Origin of the sequence: Streptomyces sp. NPDC020299 (genome assembly GCF_044387825.1) — a bacterium.
In the GTDB taxonomy this organism is placed as follows: Bacteria; Actinomycetota; Actinomycetes; order Streptomycetales; family Streptomycetaceae; genus Streptomyces.
The window spans coordinates 252,245-270,871 of record NZ_JBIRWL010000007.1; the positions used below are offsets into that span (position 1 = coordinate 252,245).

The 18,627-nt window shown below is 71.0% G+C and carries 18 protein-coding genes; 12 read left to right on the forward strand and 6 right to left on the reverse strand.

Features of this window, described 5'->3' with window-relative positions:
* Positions 1-272: 272 nt before the first annotated feature.
* From ACH45E_RS20150 to ACH45E_RS20165, 4 genes are all read right to left on the reverse strand, one after another.
* Complete coding sequence (locus tag ACH45E_RS20150; protein WP_361443303.1) at positions 273-554, reverse strand: winged helix-turn-helix domain-containing protein; 282 nt, start codon at positions 552-554, stop codon at positions 273-275.
* A gap of 296 nt (positions 555-850) precedes the next feature.
* On the reverse strand, positions 851-1,306 hold the full coding sequence (locus ACH45E_RS20155) for a hypothetical protein (RefSeq protein ID WP_361443306.1): 456 nt from the start codon (positions 1,304-1,306) through the stop codon (positions 851-853).
* Positions 1,307-1,395: 89 nt separating this feature from the next.
* A complete protein-coding gene (locus ACH45E_RS20160; protein WP_361443309.1) occupies positions 1,396-2,514 on the reverse strand; it encodes an amidase domain-containing protein in 1,119 nt (372 codons plus the stop codon).
* A gap of 638 nt (positions 2,515-3,152) precedes the next feature.
* Complete coding sequence (locus ACH45E_RS20165) at positions 3,153-3,449, reverse strand: winged helix-turn-helix domain-containing protein (protein WP_361443312.1); 297 nt, start codon at positions 3,447-3,449, stop codon at positions 3,153-3,155.
* Positions 3,450-3,616: 167 nt separating this feature from the next.
* Here ACH45E_RS20165 and ACH45E_RS20170 point away from each other — a divergent pair, with 167 nt between their 5' ends.
* Positions 3,617-3,955, forward strand: a complete 339-nt coding sequence (locus ACH45E_RS20170) for a hypothetical protein (protein ID WP_361443315.1) — start codon at positions 3,617-3,619, stop codon at positions 3,953-3,955.
* Positions 3,955-4,281, forward strand: a complete 327-nt coding sequence (locus ACH45E_RS20175) for a hypothetical protein (RefSeq protein ID WP_361443318.1) — start codon at positions 3,955-3,957, stop codon at positions 4,279-4,281. Before ACH45E_RS20170 ends, ACH45E_RS20175 begins: the two co-directional genes overlap by 1 nt.
* A 30-nt stretch (positions 4,282-4,311) precedes the next feature.
* Here ACH45E_RS20175 and ACH45E_RS20180 read toward each other — a convergent pair whose 3' ends face one another.
* Entirely contained in the window at positions 4,312-4,932 is a 621-nt protein-coding gene (locus ACH45E_RS20180; protein WP_361443838.1) for a MerR family transcriptional regulator, read from the reverse strand.
* Between the two features lie 168 nt (positions 4,933-5,100).
* Here ACH45E_RS20180 and ACH45E_RS20185 point away from each other — a divergent pair, with 168 nt between their 5' ends.
* From ACH45E_RS20185 to ACH45E_RS20200, 4 genes are all read left to right on the forward strand, one after another.
* Positions 5,101-6,678 carry an NAD(P)/FAD-dependent oxidoreductase gene (locus ACH45E_RS20185; protein ID WP_361443321.1) on the forward strand — a complete coding sequence of 526 codons (1,578 nt, stop codon included), beginning with the start codon at positions 5,101-5,103 and terminating at the stop codon, positions 6,676-6,678.
* Entirely contained in the window at positions 6,675-7,604 is a 930-nt protein-coding gene (locus ACH45E_RS20190; protein WP_361443324.1) for an alpha/beta hydrolase, read from the forward strand. The genes ACH45E_RS20185 and ACH45E_RS20190 overlap by 4 nt, the downstream gene beginning before the upstream one ends.
* A complete protein-coding gene (locus tag ACH45E_RS20195; RefSeq protein WP_361443327.1) occupies positions 7,601-8,485 on the forward strand; it encodes an SDR family oxidoreductase in 885 nt (294 codons plus the stop codon). The genes ACH45E_RS20190 and ACH45E_RS20195 overlap by 4 nt, the downstream gene beginning before the upstream one ends.
* Positions 8,486-8,622: 137 nt before the next feature.
* Positions 8,623-8,874 (forward strand): hypothetical protein, encoded by a 252-nt coding sequence (locus tag ACH45E_RS20200; protein ID WP_361443330.1) that lies wholly within the window; start codon positions 8,623-8,625, stop codon positions 8,872-8,874.
* A gap of 86 nt (positions 8,875-8,960) precedes the next feature.
* Here the strand turns inward: ACH45E_RS20200 and ACH45E_RS20205 are convergent, their stop codons facing one another.
* Complete coding sequence (locus tag ACH45E_RS20205; RefSeq protein WP_361443333.1) at positions 8,961-12,317, reverse strand: S41 family peptidase; 3,357 nt, start codon at positions 12,315-12,317, stop codon at positions 8,961-8,963.
* 165 nt (positions 12,318-12,482) lie between these two features.
* Between ACH45E_RS20205 and ACH45E_RS20210 the strand changes: the two genes are divergently transcribed.
* The 6 genes from ACH45E_RS20210 to ACH45E_RS20235 all read left to right on the forward strand — a co-directional run bounded on the left by ACH45E_RS20210 (position 12,483) and on the right by ACH45E_RS20235 (position 18,262).
* Positions 12,483-13,085 carry a TetR/AcrR family transcriptional regulator gene (locus tag ACH45E_RS20210; protein WP_361443336.1) on the forward strand — a complete coding sequence of 201 codons (603 nt, stop codon included), beginning with the start codon at positions 12,483-12,485 and terminating at the stop codon, positions 13,083-13,085.
* 117 nt (positions 13,086-13,202) lie between these two features.
* Positions 13,203-15,434: an MMPL family transporter gene (locus ACH45E_RS20215; protein WP_361443339.1), complete on the forward strand. Its 2,232-nt coding sequence runs from the start codon at positions 13,203-13,205 to the stop codon at positions 15,432-15,434.
* A gap of 139 nt (positions 15,435-15,573) precedes the next feature.
* Positions 15,574-16,092: a YbaK/EbsC family protein gene (locus ACH45E_RS20220; protein ID WP_361443342.1), complete on the forward strand. Its 519-nt coding sequence runs from the start codon at positions 15,574-15,576 to the stop codon at positions 16,090-16,092.
* Positions 16,089-16,934, forward strand: coding sequence for a DMT family transporter (locus ACH45E_RS20225; RefSeq protein ID WP_361443345.1), 846 nt, complete (start codon positions 16,089-16,091; stop codon positions 16,932-16,934). Before ACH45E_RS20220 ends, ACH45E_RS20225 begins: the two co-directional genes overlap by 4 nt.
* Positions 16,935-17,002: 68 nt before the next feature.
* Positions 17,003-17,884, forward strand: a complete 882-nt coding sequence (locus tag ACH45E_RS20230; protein WP_361443348.1) for an NAD(P)-dependent oxidoreductase — start codon at positions 17,003-17,005, stop codon at positions 17,882-17,884.
* A gap of 105 nt (positions 17,885-17,989) precedes the next feature.
* Complete coding sequence (locus ACH45E_RS20235; RefSeq protein ID WP_361443351.1) at positions 17,990-18,262, forward strand: DUF1876 domain-containing protein; 273 nt, start codon at positions 17,990-17,992, stop codon at positions 18,260-18,262.
* The last annotated feature ends 365 nt before the right edge of the window (positions 18,263-18,627 follow it).

An 18,627-nucleotide genomic window follows, 5' to 3' on the forward strand; every position in this document is an offset into this window, starting at 1 on the left:
GTTCAGGGAGGGCCGCCGGGCGGGCGGCGGCAGCGGAACGAGGCGCCTGGCAGCGGTACAACCATCGGCCGCGCTCTGCGGCCGCCTGGTGGCTTGCAATGGCCGGATCGGCGCACTGTCCGGCCCGTTCGCCCGTTGGTCCAGCACCTGGGACACGCCCGCGCCGGCCCCCCACCGGTCGGAGACCCACCTCCGCGAGTGGCTTCCCGGGAAACGTGGGGGCGGGCGGACGAAGGCCGCCGAGTAGCGATGCGCCGACGCCAACGGGACCGTCAGTCGGCGGTCCCGTTGGCGTTCTCCGGGGTGTCAGCGGGCGAGTCGGGCGTCCCGATGACGTAAGTGCCTTTGGCGGGCAGAGTTGCCACGAGGCCGCGCTTTCGCAGCTCGACGATGGCTCGGCGCACAGTGCCGATGCTCACACCGTATACGTCGGTCATGGCCCGCTCGCCTGGTAGTGCTGCGCCCTGCGGCACCTTGCCGGATGCGATCTCGGCGGCGATGGCATCCGCAAGCTTGACGTACTCGCCGAACCGCGCCCTGCACCGCGAGGCCATCTGCGCCGGGGTGCAGGCCGCCTCGAAGCGGCGGGTGGAGGAGGTCAGCGAGGCCCCCCTGGGCGATGCCGGCGATAGAGCCGCTAGTGGTCTGCCAGGTCCCCATCCCCGCGGCGATGGTGCTCAGCCTATGGAAGGACGGGGACCTGCCGGCCGCACTGGCCGAGGACGCGGCCCGATACGTGCAGGCGGACAGCCCTCGGGCGTGATGACCGAACGACGCACCAACGGCCGGCTGGACCCGCCCGGCGTCTACCGGATCGCGTCTTAGAGGAACACAGCAGCAGTTGCTCTTGTCAGGAGGCAGCCGGCGTGGCGGTTGAGGCCGGCGATTTGCCAGGCGGAGTGGGCTGCCCGGAGAAGACGACGAGGTGCCACGTTCCCTTGTCCCGGATCACCGTGAAGGTGTCGTTCATGAGCTTGCCCGCCTCGTCCTTGGCGGCGAGATGAGCGCTTCCGGTGCTGGGTCCCATGTCGTGGTCGATCTCCAAGTTGCTGATCTTCCATCCACGTCCGCCCTTGGCAGCGAGGATCTTTGCTGCTTCCTGCCGAGACCAGGGTGCGTCTTTCACGCCACCGACCCGGATGAGATTGGTCGCGCTGCGTGCGTTGAGAGCGGTGATGTAGTCGTCGACAACCCGGCGTGCGCCGTCAGCCTGTGAAGCGGTCGGTTCGGCCTTGTCCTTGTCTGACGAGCAGCCGGACAGGGCCAGTAACGCAAGCGCGGCGACGGCTATGCAGCGACGGTTCACGGCAGGGCTCCTTTACTTCTCCTGTGAGGGCGTACCACCAGGTGTGCGGATGGTCGGAAAGGAGCTTCTTCAGGCTCTTGTTGTGGGTGTTAACGGAGTGGTAGGCGAGGTACGGGGACACCCCTGTACCTCTTGTGGACGAACATCGTGTGATCGACGACGTTGTCGCGGTTCCAGTCTGCCTGGAGCACATCCGAAGCAAGCAGGTCCCACACATTGCCAAGTGCTTTTGTCCGCTTGGAGTGCTTGATGGCGAACCAGTACCAGTTCTCGGCTCCGCCCCAGGTGTAGGACGTCCAGATGCTGACGGGCCCGTAGAACCAGTACTTGTTGCTGGTGTGCTGGATGATGGAGCCGCCCGCGGGTTTCCAGCCGCCGGCGAGCATGATCTGCGACACGAAGTTCGTGCAGTCGTTGCTACCGAAGGTGCGGTAAGCGGAGTTGCCGTACTTCCAGTACTTGTCCGCGTAGGCGATCATCTTGTTGTAGCTGTACGCGGCTGTTGTGGCGGGCTTGACCGCGCCGGGGCCAGGTTCGGGCTCGTCGGCAGGCGTGGTGCTGGAGGAGCCGACGCCTTTAGTGCCCTCATCCTCGTCTGCGGTTCCACCTTCGTCCGGCGCTTCCGGCTCTACATCGACGTCGGAGACCTGGGTGGATGGCGTGAGTCCGCCCTCGGCGTCGGCCTTGTCGGAGGCCAGGAGCCACGTGCCGTCGTCGGCCTTTGTGAACTTGAGCGTGTGGGGGAGGGACTCCTCCTCGTATTCCGGAGCCCCGTCCTCGACCTCCTTCTGCGTGAATGGAAGATACAGGCGGGTGTCTTCGGTGATCTGGAGTGTGGCCTGCTGGTCGTTAACGGTGGAACCATCGACGGTGACGTCTACCTGTGCTTTTGTGTAACCGCCGTCGAGCTTCTCGTACCTCTCGCCCTTTGCGGCAAGAGCGGCCAGGTCGTCCTGTGTCTGGGCGGCCATGGCAGGCGTGGTCTTCATGTGGGCGGCAGCGAACCGGAGGGTGGGCGGGCTTGTCGTTAGCATGTCGGCACGCTGTTGGAGGTAACCCTCGGCAAGTGCGGACAGCGACAACGTAATAGCGGTGTCCGAAGGCGCGGGGGTGGCACTGGGGGCGGCGCTCGCAGGTATGTCGACGAGCGTCAGTATCGCTGCCGTGCCCGCGGCGGCGAATGTGAGTCTGCGCTGCGCAGGGCGCATGAGACCTCCTGATCATGAGCTGACTGGTCGCCGTCGGCCTGCATGAAAAGAGATCGAATCAGCGCGTTCTGTTCCCGCATGGCCCTTTTCCTGCGGAGGAATGTCCGATTTCTCGCCTGCGTGACGCTGCATCCTCAGCAGGTATTTGAGCAGCGGTGCACCCAGAGGCACGGTCGGTGACCAACCGGGCTGTCGGCCGAAGTGTTGTGCTGTTGCCCCCTCCGGCGGGCGCCGGCGACTGCCGGTCCGGGGAGCGACCTTGCAGGATCGGCTGGCATGCCGTGCCCACACGGCGGTTGGTCGGGATGGAGAGGTTCGCCGGTGTCGTCTGATTCGCCGCGGCCCGCCAGCTGACTTTCTGGCGCGAGCCCGACTGAGCACGTCCCCTACCTCGCCGCCCTCCGCTACGAGGAGTCCGGCCTGCGCAAGCGTGCCGTGCGAACGGGTGTGGGAGCAGCAGCGCGCGGTGGACCGCGACGGCGCACGGCGCGACATCAAGGTCCCGCGTTCCAGACCGCGCTGAACATGGGCTGCTCCGACCGCCATCTGCCGGAGACCGACCTCCGCGAGTGGCGTCCCGAAGAACGTCGGGGCGGGTGGATGAAGGTCGCCGAGTAGCGAAAGTGGGCACGGGCCCGTCAGTCGGCGGTCCCCTCTTCGTTCTCCGGGGCGGTGTCGGAGGCGGACTCGGGGCGTACGAAGGTCCCCTTGATGGGGACTGTGATGACGAGGCCTTGGTCGCGCAGGTCGCGGACGGCTCGGCGGATGGTGTTGACGGCTACGCCGTACTGCTCCGCGAGGTCGCGTTCAGCGGGGAGGCGTGCGCCCACGGGAAGTCGCCCTGTGCGAATTTGCTCGGCGATGTGATGCACGACCTGTAGGTATACGTAGACGTGACTCGCCGGGTCGGGTCTCCACTCACGCTCATCAGCCATGGACGCACGCTAAAGCGATGAGTAGCGGGCCACCACGTACGGGTGCAACCGTATGCTTCCTATTGCTACCTAACGCGTCCTGACGCAAGGTAGTCTCAGAAACGCAAAAGACCCCGGCGGCCTGGCAGGGCCCCGGGGCACGGCCAACGCTGACCAGGAGCGTCGACATGTACGACCTTATCCGCCGCCTCGTCCATTGGCTGGCTCTACTTCTCGGCCCCGGCACCGGAACCCGCCGCGCGGTCGGCACCCGCCCCCGCCGTCACCGTCCCGCGCCCCTCACGCCCGACTTCGTCTGCCTCCCCCTCCACCGCTCCCTATACGGGCTGCACCTCCTCCTCGACGGCACCGAGAACCGCCTTGCCCGCCCCTACCTCACCACTCACGCGCACGAGCGCGAGCAGCGGGCACTGCGGAGCCGTCGCCGTCTCGCCTTTGTCCTCGCCGCCGACTTCGGGATCGACCTCGACCAGCACGTCGTCGGCGCGGAGAAGGTGGCGGCCTGATGCGCTCCCTCCCCGTGCTCCGGCTGCTGCCCTGGCTGTCGCCGGACGGCAAGCCCTGCTTCCTGGCCGACGGCGGTGAGGGCGGGTACCTCTCACGGCTGGCCGACGACACGGAGGCCCTGCAACTGGCCGAGGGCCTGGAGATACTCGTCGAGGCCCGGCGGGTGCTGAACGACCCCTTGAGCCCGAACGTCGACGTGCGCTACGCCGCGATCCGGCTCACCGAGTGCCTCGCGGACGTGCTGCGCGTCGCCGAGTCCCGCGGCCGACGCCTGCCCGCGCCCGCCAGCCCCGACGAGGGCAGCACCCCGGAGACGGGACCCTGACCAGGCCCCCGCCGTCCCGCTCCCGCAGCGCTAGCTCCGCTTGCGTTGTCGTCGGTCCAGGGCCAGGGAGAGTTCTGCCTCCACCACGCTGCGGGCCAGGGGGCGCAGGCGTTGCAGGTCCTCCTCGGGGCCGTGGCGCAGGATGAGGTCGGTGAAGAGTTCGGCGAGGGCGTCGGCGTGTTCGCGTACGCGCCCGGCGACCGCGAGGACCTCGGCGAGTGGGATGCCCTCGCGGGCCAGGGTGGAGGAGACGTCCAGCAGGCGGCGGCTGATGTGGACGATCTCATCGCCGTCGGTGCCCAGGTAGCCGAGTTCCATCGCGGCGGCGAGGTTCTCCGGGGTGACATCACCCTCGAAACGGGCGGCGAGCTCCTCGGGGGTGAGACGGACCGGCTCCTCCTCGGTGGGGGCACCGACGCCCAGCAGGTCGGCGACGTCGCGGCCCTGGTCGAGGGCCTCGGCGAGTTCCGCGATGCCGGTGAGGGTGTGGCCGCGCTCCAGCAGCGCCGCGATCGTGCGCAGGCGGGCCAGGTGGTGGTCGTCGTACCAGGCGATACGGCCCTCGCGGCGGGGCGGGGGTATCAGCTTGCGTTCCCGGTAGAAGCGCAGGGTGCGCACCGTGATGCCGGCCAGTCCGGCCAGCTCCTCCATGCGGTACTCGCGCTTGTCTGCCACGCCCGCACCCTATGTCGTACCCGGGGTAACTTTCCTCGCCGCGCCCCCTACCGGTCGGTACGGAGCTGCTCTACAGTCCCATTGCGCCAGTGTTCACTGGCAGGGTTTACGGTGCAGAGCCGCGTCGGGCAGGAGGCTGTCGGGATGAGCGAACACGAGCACGTACGGGTGGCGGTGATCGGATCCGGATTCGGCGGGCTGGGCGCGGCGGTGCGGCTGCGCCGCGAGGGGGTCACCGACTTCGTCGTCCTGGAACGGGCCGACAGCGTCGGCGGCACCTGGCGGGACAACAGCTACCCGGGGTGCGCGTGTGACGTGCCCTCACACCTGTACTCGTTCTCCTTCGCGCCCAACCCCGACTGGCCGCGCACCTTCTCCGGGCAGGAGCACATCCGCGCCTACCTGGAACACGTCACGGACGTCTTCGGGCTGCGGCCCCACATCCGCTTCGGCGCGGAGGTGAAGCGGATGACCTGGGACGCCGAGAAGCTGCGCTGGGACATCGAGACGGCCGGCGGTTCGCTGTCGGCGGATGTCGTGGTCTCCGCCACCGGGCCGCTGTCCGACCCGAAGATCCCGGACATCCCGGGGCTCGACTCCTTCCCCGGCAAGGTCTTCCACTCCGCCCGCTGGGACCACGACCACGATCTCACCGGCAAGCGGGTCGCCATGGTGGGTACGGGCGCGTCGGCGATCCAGATCGTGCCGTCCATCCAGCCCCGCGTCTCCCGGCTGACCCTCTTCCAGCGCACCCCGCCCTGGGTGATGCCCCGGATGGACCGGGCGATCGGCGACGCCGAGCGGCGGCTGCACCGGGCCCTGCCGTTCACCACGCAGCTCAGGCGCGGACTGCTCTGGGGCATAAGGGAGTTGCAGGTCCAGGCGTTCACCAAGCACCCCGACGAGCTGGGCCTGGTCGAGCGGCTCGCCAAGCGCAACATGGCGCGGGCCGTCAAGGACCCGGCCCTGCGCGCCAAGCTCACCCCGGACTACCGCATCGGCTGCAAGCGGATCCTGCTGTCCAGCGAGTACTACCCGGCCCTCGCCCGCCCCAACGTCGACGTCGTCGCGAGCGGGCTCGCCGAGGTGCGCGGCTCGACCCTCGTCGCCGCCGACGGCAGCGAGGCCGAGGTGGACGCGATCGTCTTCGGCACCGGCTTCCACGTCACCGACATGCCGATCGCCGAGCGGGTGGTCGGGGCGGAGGGCATCACCCTCGCCGAGGCCTGGCAGAAGGACGGGATGCAGGCGCTGCGCGGGGCCAGTGCCGCCGGGTTCCCGAACTGGATGACGGTCATCGGCCCCAACACCGGCCTCGGGAACTCCTCCATGATCCTGATGATCGAGTCCCAGCTGAACTACCTGGCCGACTTCGTGCGCCAGCTCGACGTCCTCGGCGGCCGGGTCGCCCTCGACGCCCGCCAGAGCGCCGTACGGGCCTGGAACCACAAGGTGCAGGAGCGCATGAAGCGCACGGTGTGGAACACCGGCGGCTGCACCAGCTGGTACCTCGACGCGAGCGGCCGCAACACCACCATCTGGCCGGGCACGACCACGGAGTTCCGCCGGGCGACCCGACGGGTGGACCTCGCGGAGTACGAGGTCCTCCGGCCGCCCGCCACGAAGAAGACCCCCGTCACGGAGAAGACCCCCGTCACGGAGAAGACCCCCGTCGCGGAGAAGACCCACGACTCCCAGGCCCCCAGCGAGGTCACCGCATGAGCCGCCCCACCCCCGTGGCCGCCGGCCCGTACGCCCCGCCCGTCCCCGGCCGCGTCCTGACGGCCGTCTCCGCCGACGGCGCCCGGCTGCACGTCGAGGTGCACGGCCCCGACGGCGCGCCCCCCGTCGTCCTGGCCCACGGCTGGACCTGCTCGACCGCGTTCTGGGCGGCGCAGATCCGGGAGCTGGCCGTGGACCACCGGGTCATCGCCTACGACCAGCGGGGACACGGCCGCAGCCCGGCGAGCCCGAGCTGCACCGCCGAGGCGCTCGCCGACGATCTGGAGGCGGTGCTCGCCGAGACCCTCGCGCCGGGGGAGAGGGCCGTGATCGTGGGCCACTCCATGGGCGGGATGACGGTGCTGGCCGCCTCCGCGCGCGCCCGCTTCCGCGACCACGCGGCGGCCGTCCTGCTGTGCAGCACGGGCAGTTCGCGGCTGGTCGCCGAGTCGCTGGTGGTGCCGTTGCGCGCGGGCCGGGTGCGCAGTTGGCTCACGGCGCGCGTCCTGGGTTCGCGCGCTCCGCTGGGGCCGGTCACGCCTCTCGCGCGGCGCATCCTCAAGTACGCCACCATGGGCGCCGGTTCGGCCCCGCACATGGTGGAGGCGTGCGCGCGGATCGTGCACGCCTGCCCGCGCACCGTGCGGCACGCCTGGTCGCGGGTGCTGGACACGCTCGATCTCGACCACGGCGTACGGGAGTTGCGGGTGCCGACGGTCGTGGTCGTGGGCGCGGCGGACCGTATGACCCCGCCGGTGCACGCGCGCTCGCTGGTGGCGGCGCTGCCGCACTGCGTGGGCAGCACCGAGCTGGCCGGCGTGGGCCATATGACACCGGTGGAGGCACCGGAGCTGGTGACCGGGAAGATCCGGGAACTGGTCACCGGGTACGTGACGGACACGGTCAAGGAGAGCGAGAGCGCATGAGCAGGGTGGATCTCGAAGGACAGGTCGCGGTGGTCACCGGGGCCGCGCGCGGCGTCGGCGAGCTGCTCGCGCGCAAGCTCTCCGCGCGCGGCGCCAGGGTGGCGCTGGTCGGGCTGGAGCCGGAGGCGCTGAAGGAGGTCTCCGGGCGGCTGCACAGCGACAGCGACCACTGGTACGCCGACGTCACCGACCACGAGGCGATGACCCGGGTCGCCCGGGAGGTCAAGGAGCGGTTCGGCAAGGTCGACATCGTCGTCGCCAACGCCGGGGTGGCGACCGGCGGCCCCTTCGCGGACTCCGACCCGGAGTCCTGGCGGCGGGTGATCGAGGTCAATCTGATCGGCTCGGCGGTGACCGCCCGCGCCTTCCTGCCGGTGCTGATCGAGAGCCGGGGGTATCTGCTCCAGGTCGCCTCGCTCGCCGCGCTCACCCCGGCGCCGATGATGACCGCGTACTGCGCGTCCAAGGCGGGTGTGGAGGCGTACGCGCACAGCCTGCGCGCCGAGGTCGGTCATCAGGGCGTCCGGGTCGGCGTGGCCTATCTGTCGTGGACCGACACGGACATGGTGCGCGGCGCCGACCAGGACGAGGTCATGCGCGAGCTCAGGCAGCGGCTGCCGTGGCCGTCGAACAAGACCTATCCGCTGGGCCCGGCGGTCGACCGGATCGTGGCCGGGATCGAGCGGCGCGCGAGCCATGTGTACGGGCAGCGGTGGCTGCGCGGGATGCAGGGCGTGCGGGGGTATCTGCCGGGGCTCATCGGGACGGTGGGCCAGCGGGAGATGCGCCGGTTCGCTCCCCGGCTGCGGGGCATGCGGACGGGCCTGGTGGGCGCGGGCGGGCAGGCCGACGAGCAGGAGCGGTCGGTGCGGCGCGGCTAGCCGTGGCCGAAACTGGCCCTGGACCAGCGGGTGTTACGTACCGTTAATGATCGAAATGCGCACTGTGTCCGCCCGTGTGAATCTGGTCGAGGCCCCACCGAGGGGCCAACCCCCACCCACCACGGGAGTGAACCCACATGGGTATGAAGGACCAGTTCCAGGAGAAGGCCCGCGGCATGCAGGAGCAGGGCAAGCAGAAGATGGGCGAGGGCCGTGAGAAGGCCGGCCAGCGTGGCCAGCAGCCCCCGAAGCGCGGGCCGCAGCAGTCTCCGCAGCGCGGCCAGCAGTCTCCGCAGCGCGGGCAGCAGCCGCGTGAGCACGGTCGTCAGGACATCGACGACACCGAGCAGGAGATGCAGGACCGCTTCAGCCAGGACTACGACGCCTGACGTGGCCTCCTGACGCGGTCTCCTGACCCGGAGGGGCGCCCCTGACGAGGGGCGCCCCTTCCTGCTTCCTGCGCATGTGCACTCGCTCACCGGTCCGTCGGCCGCCGCGGCAGCTTGGGCCGTGAACGGTCCGGTACGTCGCGGTAGTCCGGCGGGATGGCCGCGGGCTCGGTGGTCAGCAGCTCCAGCGCCAGCTCCACCGCGTCGACCAGTTGCGCGTACCGGCCCTCCGCCCAGTCCAGCGGGGTGCGCAGCGCCTCGACGTCGGGGGCGACGCCGTGGTTCTCCACGGACCAGCCGTACGCGTCGAACCAGGCCGCGTTCATCGGCACCGTGATCACCGTGCCGTCGCCCAGCCGGTGCCGTCCGGTCATCCCCACCACCCCGCCCCAGGTGCGCTGCCCGACCACCGGGCCGAGCCCCAGCAGCTTGAAGGCGGCGGTGATCATGTCGCCGTCGGAGGACGTCGCCTCGTCGGCCAGCGCCACCACCGGCCCCCGGGGCGCGTTGGAGGTGTACGACACCGGCCGGGCGTTCCGGGTCAGGTCCCAGCCGATGATGCTCCGGCTCAGTTTCTCGACGACCAGCTCGCTGATGTGTCCGCCCGCGTTGCCGCGCACGTCCACGATCAGCGCGGGCCGGGACAGTTCCATGCGCAGGTCGCGGTTGAACTGTGCCCAGCCGGAGCCGCCCATGTCGGGGATGTGCAGGTAGCCGCACTTGCCGCCGCTCAGGTCGTGCACCAGCGTGCGGCGTTTGGCGACCCAGTCCTGGTAGCGCAGGGGCCGCTCGTCGACGAGCGGGACGACGGCGACCCGCCGGGGCGGGCCCTCCTCGCCCTCCGGTGGCGCGAAGGTCAGCTCCACCGTCGTACCGCCCGCCCCCGCGAGCAGCGGATACGGTCCCGCCACCGGATCCACCGGCCGGCCGTCGACGTGGGTCAGGACCGTGCCGGTGCGGATGCCGGTGCCGGCCAGCGGGGAGCGGGCCCGGGAGTCGGAGGAGTCACCGGCCAGGATCCGCCGGACTGTCCAACCAGCTTCCCGGTGCTCGAAGTTGGCGCCCAACAGGCCCTGGAGGCGCTGGTAGTGCGCCGGGCCCTCGTTGCGGCGGGCGGCGCTGACGTAGGCGTGCGAGGTGCCCAGCTCGCCGAGCACTTCGCGCAGCAGGTCGGCGAACTCGTCGGGGGAGGCGACGCGTTCGACCAGCGGGCGGTACTGGTCGAGGACCGCGTCCCAGTCGATGCCGCACATCCCCGGGTCCCAGAAGTAGGCGCGGATGAGCCGGCCGGCCTCGTCGTACGCCTGGTACCACTCGGCGGCCGGGTCGACCTCGTGCAGGATCCGTCGGGCGTCGATCCAGGTCGTCGAGTCGGTGTCGCCGGGCTCGGTGGACGGCACCGCCCGCAGGTCGCCCTCGTCGACCACGACCAGCCGGGTGCCGTCGCCGCTCACCGCGAACCAGTCGAGGTGGCCGACGAGTTCGGACTTCTTCCCCTTGGTGATGTTGAAGTACTCCAGTGTCGGCCGGCCGGTGGTGTCGTCCGGGTTCGCGAACGTCTCGCCCAGCGCGCCGGAGATCGGCCAGCGCAGCCAGACCAGGCCGCCGCCCGCGACCGGTTGCAGCGCGGAGTACTTGGAGGCGGTGACCGGGAACGGCGTCACCCGGTTCTCCAGCCCCTCGACCTCCACGGTCACCGCGCCCGCCTCGCCGCCCTCCTCGTCCTCGACGGGGTCCAGACCGCCGGCCGCCGGCCGGCCCTCCGGGTTCAGGGCGAAGGGGGAGGGGGTCGCCGAGGACAGGGGGACGAGGTACGGCTTGCAGCCGAGCGGGAAGGACAGGTCCCCGGTGTGCACGTCGTACACCGGGTCGAAGCCCCGCCAGGACAGGAAGGCCAGGTAGCGGCCGTCCCGGGTGAACACCGGGTTCTCGTCCTCGAAGCGCCCGTTGGTGACGTCGACGATCAGCCCGTCCTTTGTCCGCGCCATCTTGATCTGCCGCAACGTCCGCCCGATCCCCGGATGCGACCAGGTCAGCCAGGCCCCGTCCGGAGAGAACGCGAGATCCCGCACGGGCCCGTTGACCGACCGGATCAGCTCGGTGACCCCGCCGCCGGGACTGCCGGAGGCGTCGGCGCCTTCCGCGTTCTTCGTGACGTCTGTGATGTCTGTGACTTCCGTGATATCTGTGACTTCCGTGACATCTGTGACGTCTGTGACTTCCGTGAGGTCGAGGAGCAGCAGTCGGCCGTCGTGGGCGGCGAGGGCCAGGCGGTCGCCGTCCGGGGTGGAGACCATTTCCAGGACGCGGCCCAGCCGGCCGGAGGCGAGGCGGCGGGGGGCGCGGTCGCCGGTGGCGCGGGGGAGCTGGGCGATCTCGATCGCGTCCTCGCCCTCGGCGTCGGTGACGTGGGCGATCTGTCCGGTCGAGCCCAGCATCTCCGGGAGCCGGACGCGTACGCCGGGGGTGTCCGTGATCGTGCGGGCGGGCCCGTCGCGGTGGGTGAGCCAGTGCAGGGAGCCGCGTACGACGACGGCGCTGGCCCGGCCCGTCTCGTCGACGGAGACGCCGTCCACGTGCTGGGCGGCCGGGACCTGGTACGTACGGCGGCCCGCGCGCGGCCCGGACAGGCGCACGTCCAGCTTGTGCGGTTCCGAGTCCGCTGCCAGGTCGTCGACCATCCACAGGTCGCCCGCGCACTGGTAGACGACCCGGGTGCCGTCGCTGGAGGCGTGCCGGGCGTAGAAGGCGTCGTGGTCGGTGTGGCGGCGCAGGTCGGTGCCGTCGGGGGCGCAGGAGTAGAGGTTGCCGATGCCCTCGTGGTCGGAGAGGAAGGCGATGCGGCCGCCGGTGAACATGGGGGAGTGCAGATGCCCGCCGATGTCGGGCAGCAGCCGCTGCCCGTGCAGCCACAGCCGGCCCATGGCACCGCCCCGGTACCGCTTCCAGGAGGCCGGTTCGTGCGGCGGGGTACCGGTCAGCAGCAGGGTCTTGTGCTCGCCGTCGACGTCGGCGACCTGGATGTCGGAGACCGGGCCCCAGGGCAGCTTGCGGCCCGGGTCGCCGGCGGGGGTGACCTTGTAGGCCCAGGTGAAGTACGAGAACGGCTCGCCGTGGGAGGCGACGGCGAGGATGTCGCTGTGTCCGTGCTCGTCGGGCGGGGTCCAGCCGCACACCTGGGTGTCCGGGCTGCCCCAGTAGGTCAGCTGCCGTGCCGGACCGCCGTCGACCGAGACCAGGTGGATCTCGGGCACCAGACTGCGCCAGGTCGTGTACGCGATGTGGCGTCCGTCGGGGGAGAAGCGGGGATGACCGGTCTTGGTACGGTCGACCGTGAGCCGCCAGGCGCGGCCCGGGGTGTCGAGGGGTGTCAGCCAGAGGTCGTCCTCGGCCACGAAGCACAGCAGTTCGCCGCTGAGATGCGGCAGGCGCAGATAGCTCACCTCCCCAGGTTTTCGCCGGGGACGGACTGGAGCAACTCGTGACAAGTGCGTCGCTCCCATCAGGCGTGACGCAGCACACGTACGAAACCGTTTCGTTTCGCTGGTGCCGTGCGCTACATTCTTCCTGTACGAAACCGAGTCGTTCGGAGCGGAAGGGTGAGAGAGATGACCGAGGTCGCCGCCGCGCGCCGCAGTCGGATCACACCCGAGCGCGAGGCCGAGTTGTACGGGGCCGTGCTCGACCTGCTCCGCGAAGTCGGCTACGACGCCCTCACCATGGACGCCGTGGCCGCCCGCACCCGGTCCAGCAAGGCCACCCTCTACCGCCAGTGGGGCGGAAAGGCCGAGCTGGTGGCGAAGGCCGTGCGGCACGACAAGCCGGGCCACTCCGCCGACGGTGTCGACACCGGGTCGCTCAGGGGCGACCTGCACGCCCTCACCCTGCACACGGACGACTGCGAGATGGAGCGGAACTCCGCCCTGATGCGGGGTCTGGCCATGGCGATCCACTCCAACCCGGACCTCCTGAGGGCCTTCAAGGAACACCTCATCGAGCCCGAGATGGCGGAGTTCCGCCGCGTGCTGCAACGGGCGATCGACCGGGGTGAGGTCCGCGCGGACAACCCCGCGATCGACTACGTGATGCACATGATGATCGGTGGGTTCGCCGCCCGCACGATGATCGACGAGAAGCCGCCGACCCAGGCCTTCCTCCTTTCGTACATCGACGCCGTCGTCCTCCCCGCCCTCGGCGTCACCACCGGCTGAACACCACCCGCTGAACCCTCTCCCCAGCAAGCCCACCACCTGACGTACCCGCTCACGTCGTCGGGCTGATCGACCCTGCCCAGAAGAACCCCACGACCTGACCGGGAGTACGCCTCCATGGCCACGTTCCTCTACAAACTCGGCCGACTCGCCTTCAGGCGACGCCACTTCGCCGCCCTGATATGGGTCGCGCTGCTCACCCTCGCCGGGGTGGGCGCCGCCTCCGCGCCGGCGGCCGGCAACACCTCGTTCTCCATTCCGGGCACCGAGGCGCAGAAAGCTTTCGACCTGCTGGAACAGCGCTTTCCCGGCACCACGGCCGACGGCGCCACCGCACGGGTCGTCTTCAAGGCGCCGAGCGGCGAGAAGATGACCGGCAAGGAGAACAAGAAGGCCGTCCACAAGGCGGTCAAGGAGCTGAAGAGCGGCTCCGAGGTCTCCTCCGTCGCCGACCCCTACAAGGCGCACGCCGTCAGCAAGAACGGCACGGTCGCCTACGCCTCGGTGCGGTACAAGGTCTCCGGCATGGAGCTGGAGGACTCGACGAAGGACGCGCTCAAGGAGGCCGCGCAGCACGCGCGGGACTCCGGGCTCACCGTGGAGATCGGCGGTGACGCGCTGACCGCCACGCCCGAGACCGGCTCCAGCGAGGTCATCGGCATCGCGGTCGCCGCGGTCGTCCTCGTCATCACCTTCGGCTCGCTGCTCGCGGCCGGATTCCCGCTGCTGACCGCGATCATCGGTGTCGGCATCGGCGTCTCCACGATCACCGCGCTCGCCTCCACGCTCGACCTCGGCTCGACGACCTCCACCCTCGCGTCGATGATCGGCCTCGCCGTCGGCATCGACTACGCCCTCTTCATCGTCTCCCGCTACCGCGCCGAACTCGCCGAGGGCCGCGACCGCGAGGACGCGGCCGGACGGGCCGTCGGCACGGCGGGCTCGGCGGTCGTCTTCGCCGGCCTGACCGTAGTCATCGCCCTGGTCGGCCTGTCCGTCGTCAACATCCCGATGCTGACCAAGATGGGTGTCGCGGCGGCGGGCACGGTCGCCATCGCCGTACTGATCGCCCTGACGCTGATCCCGGCGCTGCTCGGCTACGCGGGCCGCAGGATCAAGCCGGCCGGTGAGAAGAGCAAGCTGCTCGGCGGTGGCCGGAAGCCCAGGCAGGCGGGCCGCCCCAACATGGGCACGCGCTGGGCGAGCTTCGTCGTACGCCGCCCGGTCGCCGTCCTCCTGCTCGGCGTGATCGGCCTCGGCGCGGCGGCGATCCCCGCCTCCTCCCTGGAACTCGGCCTCCCGGACGACGGCTCCCAGCCGGTCTCGACCACCCAGCGCCGTGCCTACGACCTCCTCTCGGAGGGCTTCGGGCCGGGCTTCAACGGCCCGCTGATGATCGTCGTCGACGCCAAGGACAGTCCCCACCCGAAGGCCGCCTTCACCAAGGTCGGCAATGAGATCAAGGGCCTCAAGGATGTCGTGACGGTGACCCCGGCCCAGCCCAACAAGGCCGGCGACACCGCGACGATCACCGTCATCCCCGACTCCAAGCCGTCCTCCACCACCACCGAGGACCTGGTCCACGCCATCCGTGACAAGGGCACGGACATCACCGCGAAGACCGACGCCGAGGTGCTGGTCACCGGCTCCACGGCGATGAACATCGACTTCTCGCAGAAGCTGAACGACGCGCTGCTGCCGTACCTGGCCCTGGTGGTCGGCCTGGCCTTCCTGCTGCTGATCGTGGTCTTCCGCTCGATCCTGGTCCCGCTGAAGGCAGCCCTCGGATTCCTGCTGTCGGTGACGGCCGCGCTGGGCGCGGTGGTCGCGGTCTTCCAGTGGGGCTGGCTGTCGGGCCTGATGAACGTCGAGGAGACCGGCCCGATCATGTCGATGATGCCGATCTTCATGGTGGGCGTCGTCTTCGGCCTCGCGATGGACTACGAGGTGTTCCTCGTGACCCGGATGCGAGAGGCGTTCGTGCACGGGGAGAAGCCCAGCCAGGCCGTGGTGACCGGCTTCAAGTACAGCGCGCGGGTGGTGACGGCCGCGGCCGTGATCATGATGGCCGTCTTCTCCGGCTTCATCGGCTCCAGCGAGTCGATGATCAAGATGATCGGCTTCGGCCTCGCGATCGCCGTCTTCTTCGACGCGTTCATCGTCCGCATGGCCATCGTCCCGGCGGTGCTCGCGCTCCTCGGCAAGAGGGCCTGGTGGCTGCCGAAGTGGCTGGACCGCGCACTGCCCAACGTGGACGTCGAGGGCGAGGGCCTGCGCACCGGCGACGAGCCCCGCGCCAAGGACAGGGACGGGGACGCGGACGAGGACCGGGAGCTGGTGCGCGTCTGACGCCCCACTCCTGACCGAAAACGCCGGTGAGGGCGCCGTGGGGACGGCGCGCCCTCACCGGCTCCGTCGTCCCCGCTCCGCCTCGCCCCGCCCGAAACGGGGTCGCCTGTGCGGTACACCTACCACTACCGTGCCCGGCATGACGACGACAGCCGCCACTGACGCCGACGACCACTCCGCGGCCCACCCCCGTTTCGCCGCCGCCCTGGACGAACTCGGCCTCGGGGAGCTCCGCTCCCGCATCCGCCGCTTCCCGGACGCGACCCGCACGGCCGGCGAGGCCGCCGCCGCGATCGGGTGCGAGCTCAGCCAGATCTGCAAGTCGCTGATCTTCGCGGCGGACGGGGTGCCGGTGCTGGTGCTCATGGACGGGGCCTCGCGGGTGGACGTGGAGCGCGTACGGGCCGAACTCGGGGCCGCACGCGTCACCCGGGCCAAGGCCGAGGTGGTACGGGAGACGACCGGGTACGCCATCGGGGGCGTGCCGCCCTTCGGACACCGGAACCGGACGCGGGTGCTCGCCGACCGGGGACTCCTCGCGCACGACCTCGTGTGGGCCGCCGCCGGAACCCCGTACGCCGTCTTCCCCATGGCGCCCGGGACGCTGGTCGCCCGCGCCGGGGCCACCGTGGTGGACGTGCGCGAGCGCGCCTCGTGACCCCGCTGGTCACCTCCGCCGTACTGCTCGCCGCCGTCACCCACGCCAGCTGGAACGCCATCGCGCACCGGATCACCGACAAGCTCGTCGGGTTCACCCTGATCCTGACGGGCGGGGTGCTGATCGGGCTGGTCCTGGCGTGCTTCGCCCCCGTCCCGGCGGGGCGGGCGTGGCCGTATCTGATCGGCTCGGCGGGCATTCACTTCGTGTACGTCGTCCTGCTGATGACCTCCTTCCGGCTGGGCGACTTCGGGCAGGCGTATCCCCTCGCCCGCGGCTCCGCGCCGCTGGTCGTCACCGTGTTCGCCGCCGTCTTCGCGCACGAGGTGCCCGACGGCTGGGCGGCGGCGGGGGTCGCGCTGTCCTGCGCGGGGCTGACCGGGGTCGCCGTGTGGGGGCTGCGCGGGCGGCGGCCCGACTGGGCGGCGATCGGGGCGGCCCTCGCGACGGGGCTGTCCATCGCCTCGTACACCGTCGTCGACGGGCTCGGCGTACGGGCCTCCGGCACCGCCCTCGGGTACATCGCCTGGCTGATGGTGCTCCAGGGGCTGTGGATCTCCGGATACGCAGCCTGGCGGTGGCGCGGCGAGACGGTCGCCGTCCTGCGGCCCTTCGCCGCCCTCGGCCTGCTCGGCGCCGCCCTCTCCGTCGCCGCCTACGGCCTCGTCCTGTGGGCCCAGACCCGGGCCGAGCTGGCGCCCATCGCGGCGTTGAGGGAGTCCTCGATCATCGTCGGGGCGGCCATCGGGGCGCTGTTCTTCAAGGAGCGCTTCGGGCTGCCCCGGATCGCCGCCGCGGGGCTCATGGTGGTCGGCATCGGGCTGATGCTGCACACCGGATAGCGGGCGTGTCCCTGCCGCCTACGGGAAGCTGAGGCCTGTACGGCGACATGGGAACAGGAGTGACCGTCATGACCGACAAGCGCACCGTGAGCGTCCTGGGCACCGGCATCATGGGTGCCGCGATGGCCCGCTGCATCGCCCGGGCCGGACACACCGTCCGCGCCTGGAACCGCACCCGGGCCAAGGCCGAACCGCTGGCCGCGGACGGCGCGTACATCGCCGGCACGCCCGCCGAGGCCGTCGAGGGCGCCGACGTCGTGCTGACCATGCTGTACGACGGCGACGCGGTCCGGGAGGTCATGCGCGAGGCCCTTCCCGGCCTGCGGTCCGGCGCGGTCTGGGCGCAGTCCACCACCGCCGGGCTCGAGGCCGTCGCCGAGCTGGCCGGTTTCGCCCGCGAGCACGGCCTGGTCTTCTACGACGCCCCGGTGCTGGGCACCCGGCAGCCCGCCGAGGCCGGGCAGCTGACGGTGCTGGCCGCCGGGCCCGAGGGAGGGCGGAAGACGGTCACGCCCGTGTTCGACGCGGTCGGCGCCCGTACCGTGTGGGCCGGCGAGGACGCGGCGGCGGCCGGGGCCACCCGGCTGAAGCTGGTCGCCAACAGCTGGGTCCTGGCGGCCACCGCGGCGGCCGGCGAGGTGCTGGCGCTGTCGAAGGCGCTCGGCGTGGACCCGGAGAGCTTCTTCGGCCTCATCGAGGGCGGCCCGCTCGACATGGGCTACCTGCGGGCCAAGTCGCAGCTGGTGCTCGAGGGGCGGCTGACCCCGGCCCAGTTCGCGGTGGCCACCGCCGAGAAGGACGCCCGGCTGATCGTCCGGGCCGGCGAGCGGGGAGGCGCCCGCCTCGACGTCGCCGAGGCGGCCGCCGAACGGTTCGCGCGCGCCGCCGCGCAGGGCCACGCCGACGAGGACATGGCCGCCGCGTACTTCGCCAGCTTCGACGGGAAGTGACGGTCCCCGGCCTGTGCGGTGGCGCCCGACTCCCGAGGCGTTCCGACATGACGGCACGGGCCTTCGAGGAGCACCCTGGAATCAATGGTTCCGGAGGTGGTCGACATGCGTACAGCGGTGGGATGGCACATCGAGCTCGAGTTCGAGGAGGACGCGCAGCACACCCGGGCGGCGGCCCTGGTCCGCCTGCCCGACGGCACGGAGGTGCGGGCGCACGGCCACGCCAGCCGCCACCGCACCGACGCCAACCAGCCCCGGGTCGGCGAGGAGATAGCGGGCGGCCGCGCCCTCAACGACCTGGCCATGCAACTGCTGACCAAGGCACACGGAGAGATCGACGAGGCGTCCGGACGGACCTCCCACTCGATCCACATGTGACCGACGGCAAGGCCACCCGCCGACGGGCGGCCCTCAGCCGACGGCGGGCAAGGCCTGCCGTACCGCCCGCACCAGTGCCTGCGCTCGCGGGTCCGCTGTCACGCTCTTGCGCAGGCCGTTGGTGACGTAGCCGAAGGCGATGCCCGTCTCGGGGTCGGCGAAGCCGAGGTTCCTGTCCGGGCCGGGGTGTGCGAGGGGGCCGGGGCTCGGCTGCGGGCACGCGGTGTCGCAGTCGTCGGCCGAGGTGCGCGGGGGCCCGTCAGCCGGCGGCGGGCAAGGCCTGCCGTACCGCCCGCACCAGTGCCTGCGCTCGCGGGTCCGCTGTCACGCTCTTGCGCAGGCCGTTGGTGACGTAGCCGAAGGCG

Excerpts from the sequence above, each read along its gene's own strand:
- ACH45E_RS20185 (WP_361443321.1), top strand. The coding sequence starts at position 5,101 with ATGAGCGAACACGAGCACGTACGGGTGGCGGTGATCGGATCCGGATTC.
- ACH45E_RS20190 (WP_361443324.1), top strand. The coding sequence starts at position 6,675 with ATGAGCCGCCCCACCCCCGTGGCCGCCGGCCCGTACGCCCCGCCCGTC.
- ACH45E_RS20160 (WP_361443309.1), bottom strand. The coding sequence starts at position 2,514 with ATGCGCCCTGCGCAGCGCAGACTCACATTCGCCGCCGCGGGCACGGCA.
- ACH45E_RS20200 (WP_361443330.1), top strand. The coding sequence starts at position 8,623 with ATGGGTATGAAGGACCAGTTCCAGGAGAAGGCCCGCGGCATGCAGGAG.
- ACH45E_RS20150 (WP_361443303.1), bottom strand. The coding sequence starts at position 554 with ATGGCCTCGCGGTGCAGGGCGCGGTTCGGCGAGTACGTCAAGCTTGCG.
- ACH45E_RS20235 (WP_361443351.1), top strand. The coding sequence starts at position 17,990 with ATGCGTACAGCGGTGGGATGGCACATCGAGCTCGAGTTCGAGGAGGAC.
- ACH45E_RS20215 (WP_361443339.1), top strand. The coding sequence starts at position 13,203 with ATGGCCACGTTCCTCTACAAACTCGGCCGACTCGCCTTCAGGCGACGC.
- ACH45E_RS20195 (WP_361443327.1), top strand. The coding sequence starts at position 7,601 with ATGAGCAGGGTGGATCTCGAAGGACAGGTCGCGGTGGTCACCGGGGCC.
- ACH45E_RS20220 (WP_361443342.1), top strand. The coding sequence starts at position 15,574 with ATGACGACGACAGCCGCCACTGACGCCGACGACCACTCCGCGGCCCAC.
- ACH45E_RS20210 (WP_361443336.1), top strand. The coding sequence starts at position 12,483 with ATGACCGAGGTCGCCGCCGCGCGCCGCAGTCGGATCACACCCGAGCGC.
- ACH45E_RS20230 (WP_361443348.1), top strand. The coding sequence starts at position 17,003 with ATGACCGACAAGCGCACCGTGAGCGTCCTGGGCACCGGCATCATGGGT.
- ACH45E_RS20165 (WP_361443312.1), bottom strand. The coding sequence starts at position 3,449 with ATGGCTGATGAGCGTGAGTGGAGACCCGACCCGGCGAGTCACGTCTAC.
- ACH45E_RS20175 (WP_361443318.1), top strand. The coding sequence starts at position 3,955 with ATGCGCTCCCTCCCCGTGCTCCGGCTGCTGCCCTGGCTGTCGCCGGAC.
- ACH45E_RS20180 (WP_361443838.1), bottom strand. The coding sequence starts at position 4,932 with ATGGAGGAGCTGGCCGGACTGGCCGGCATCACGGTGCGCACCCTGCGC.
- ACH45E_RS20170 (WP_361443315.1), top strand. The coding sequence starts at position 3,617 with ATGTACGACCTTATCCGCCGCCTCGTCCATTGGCTGGCTCTACTTCTC.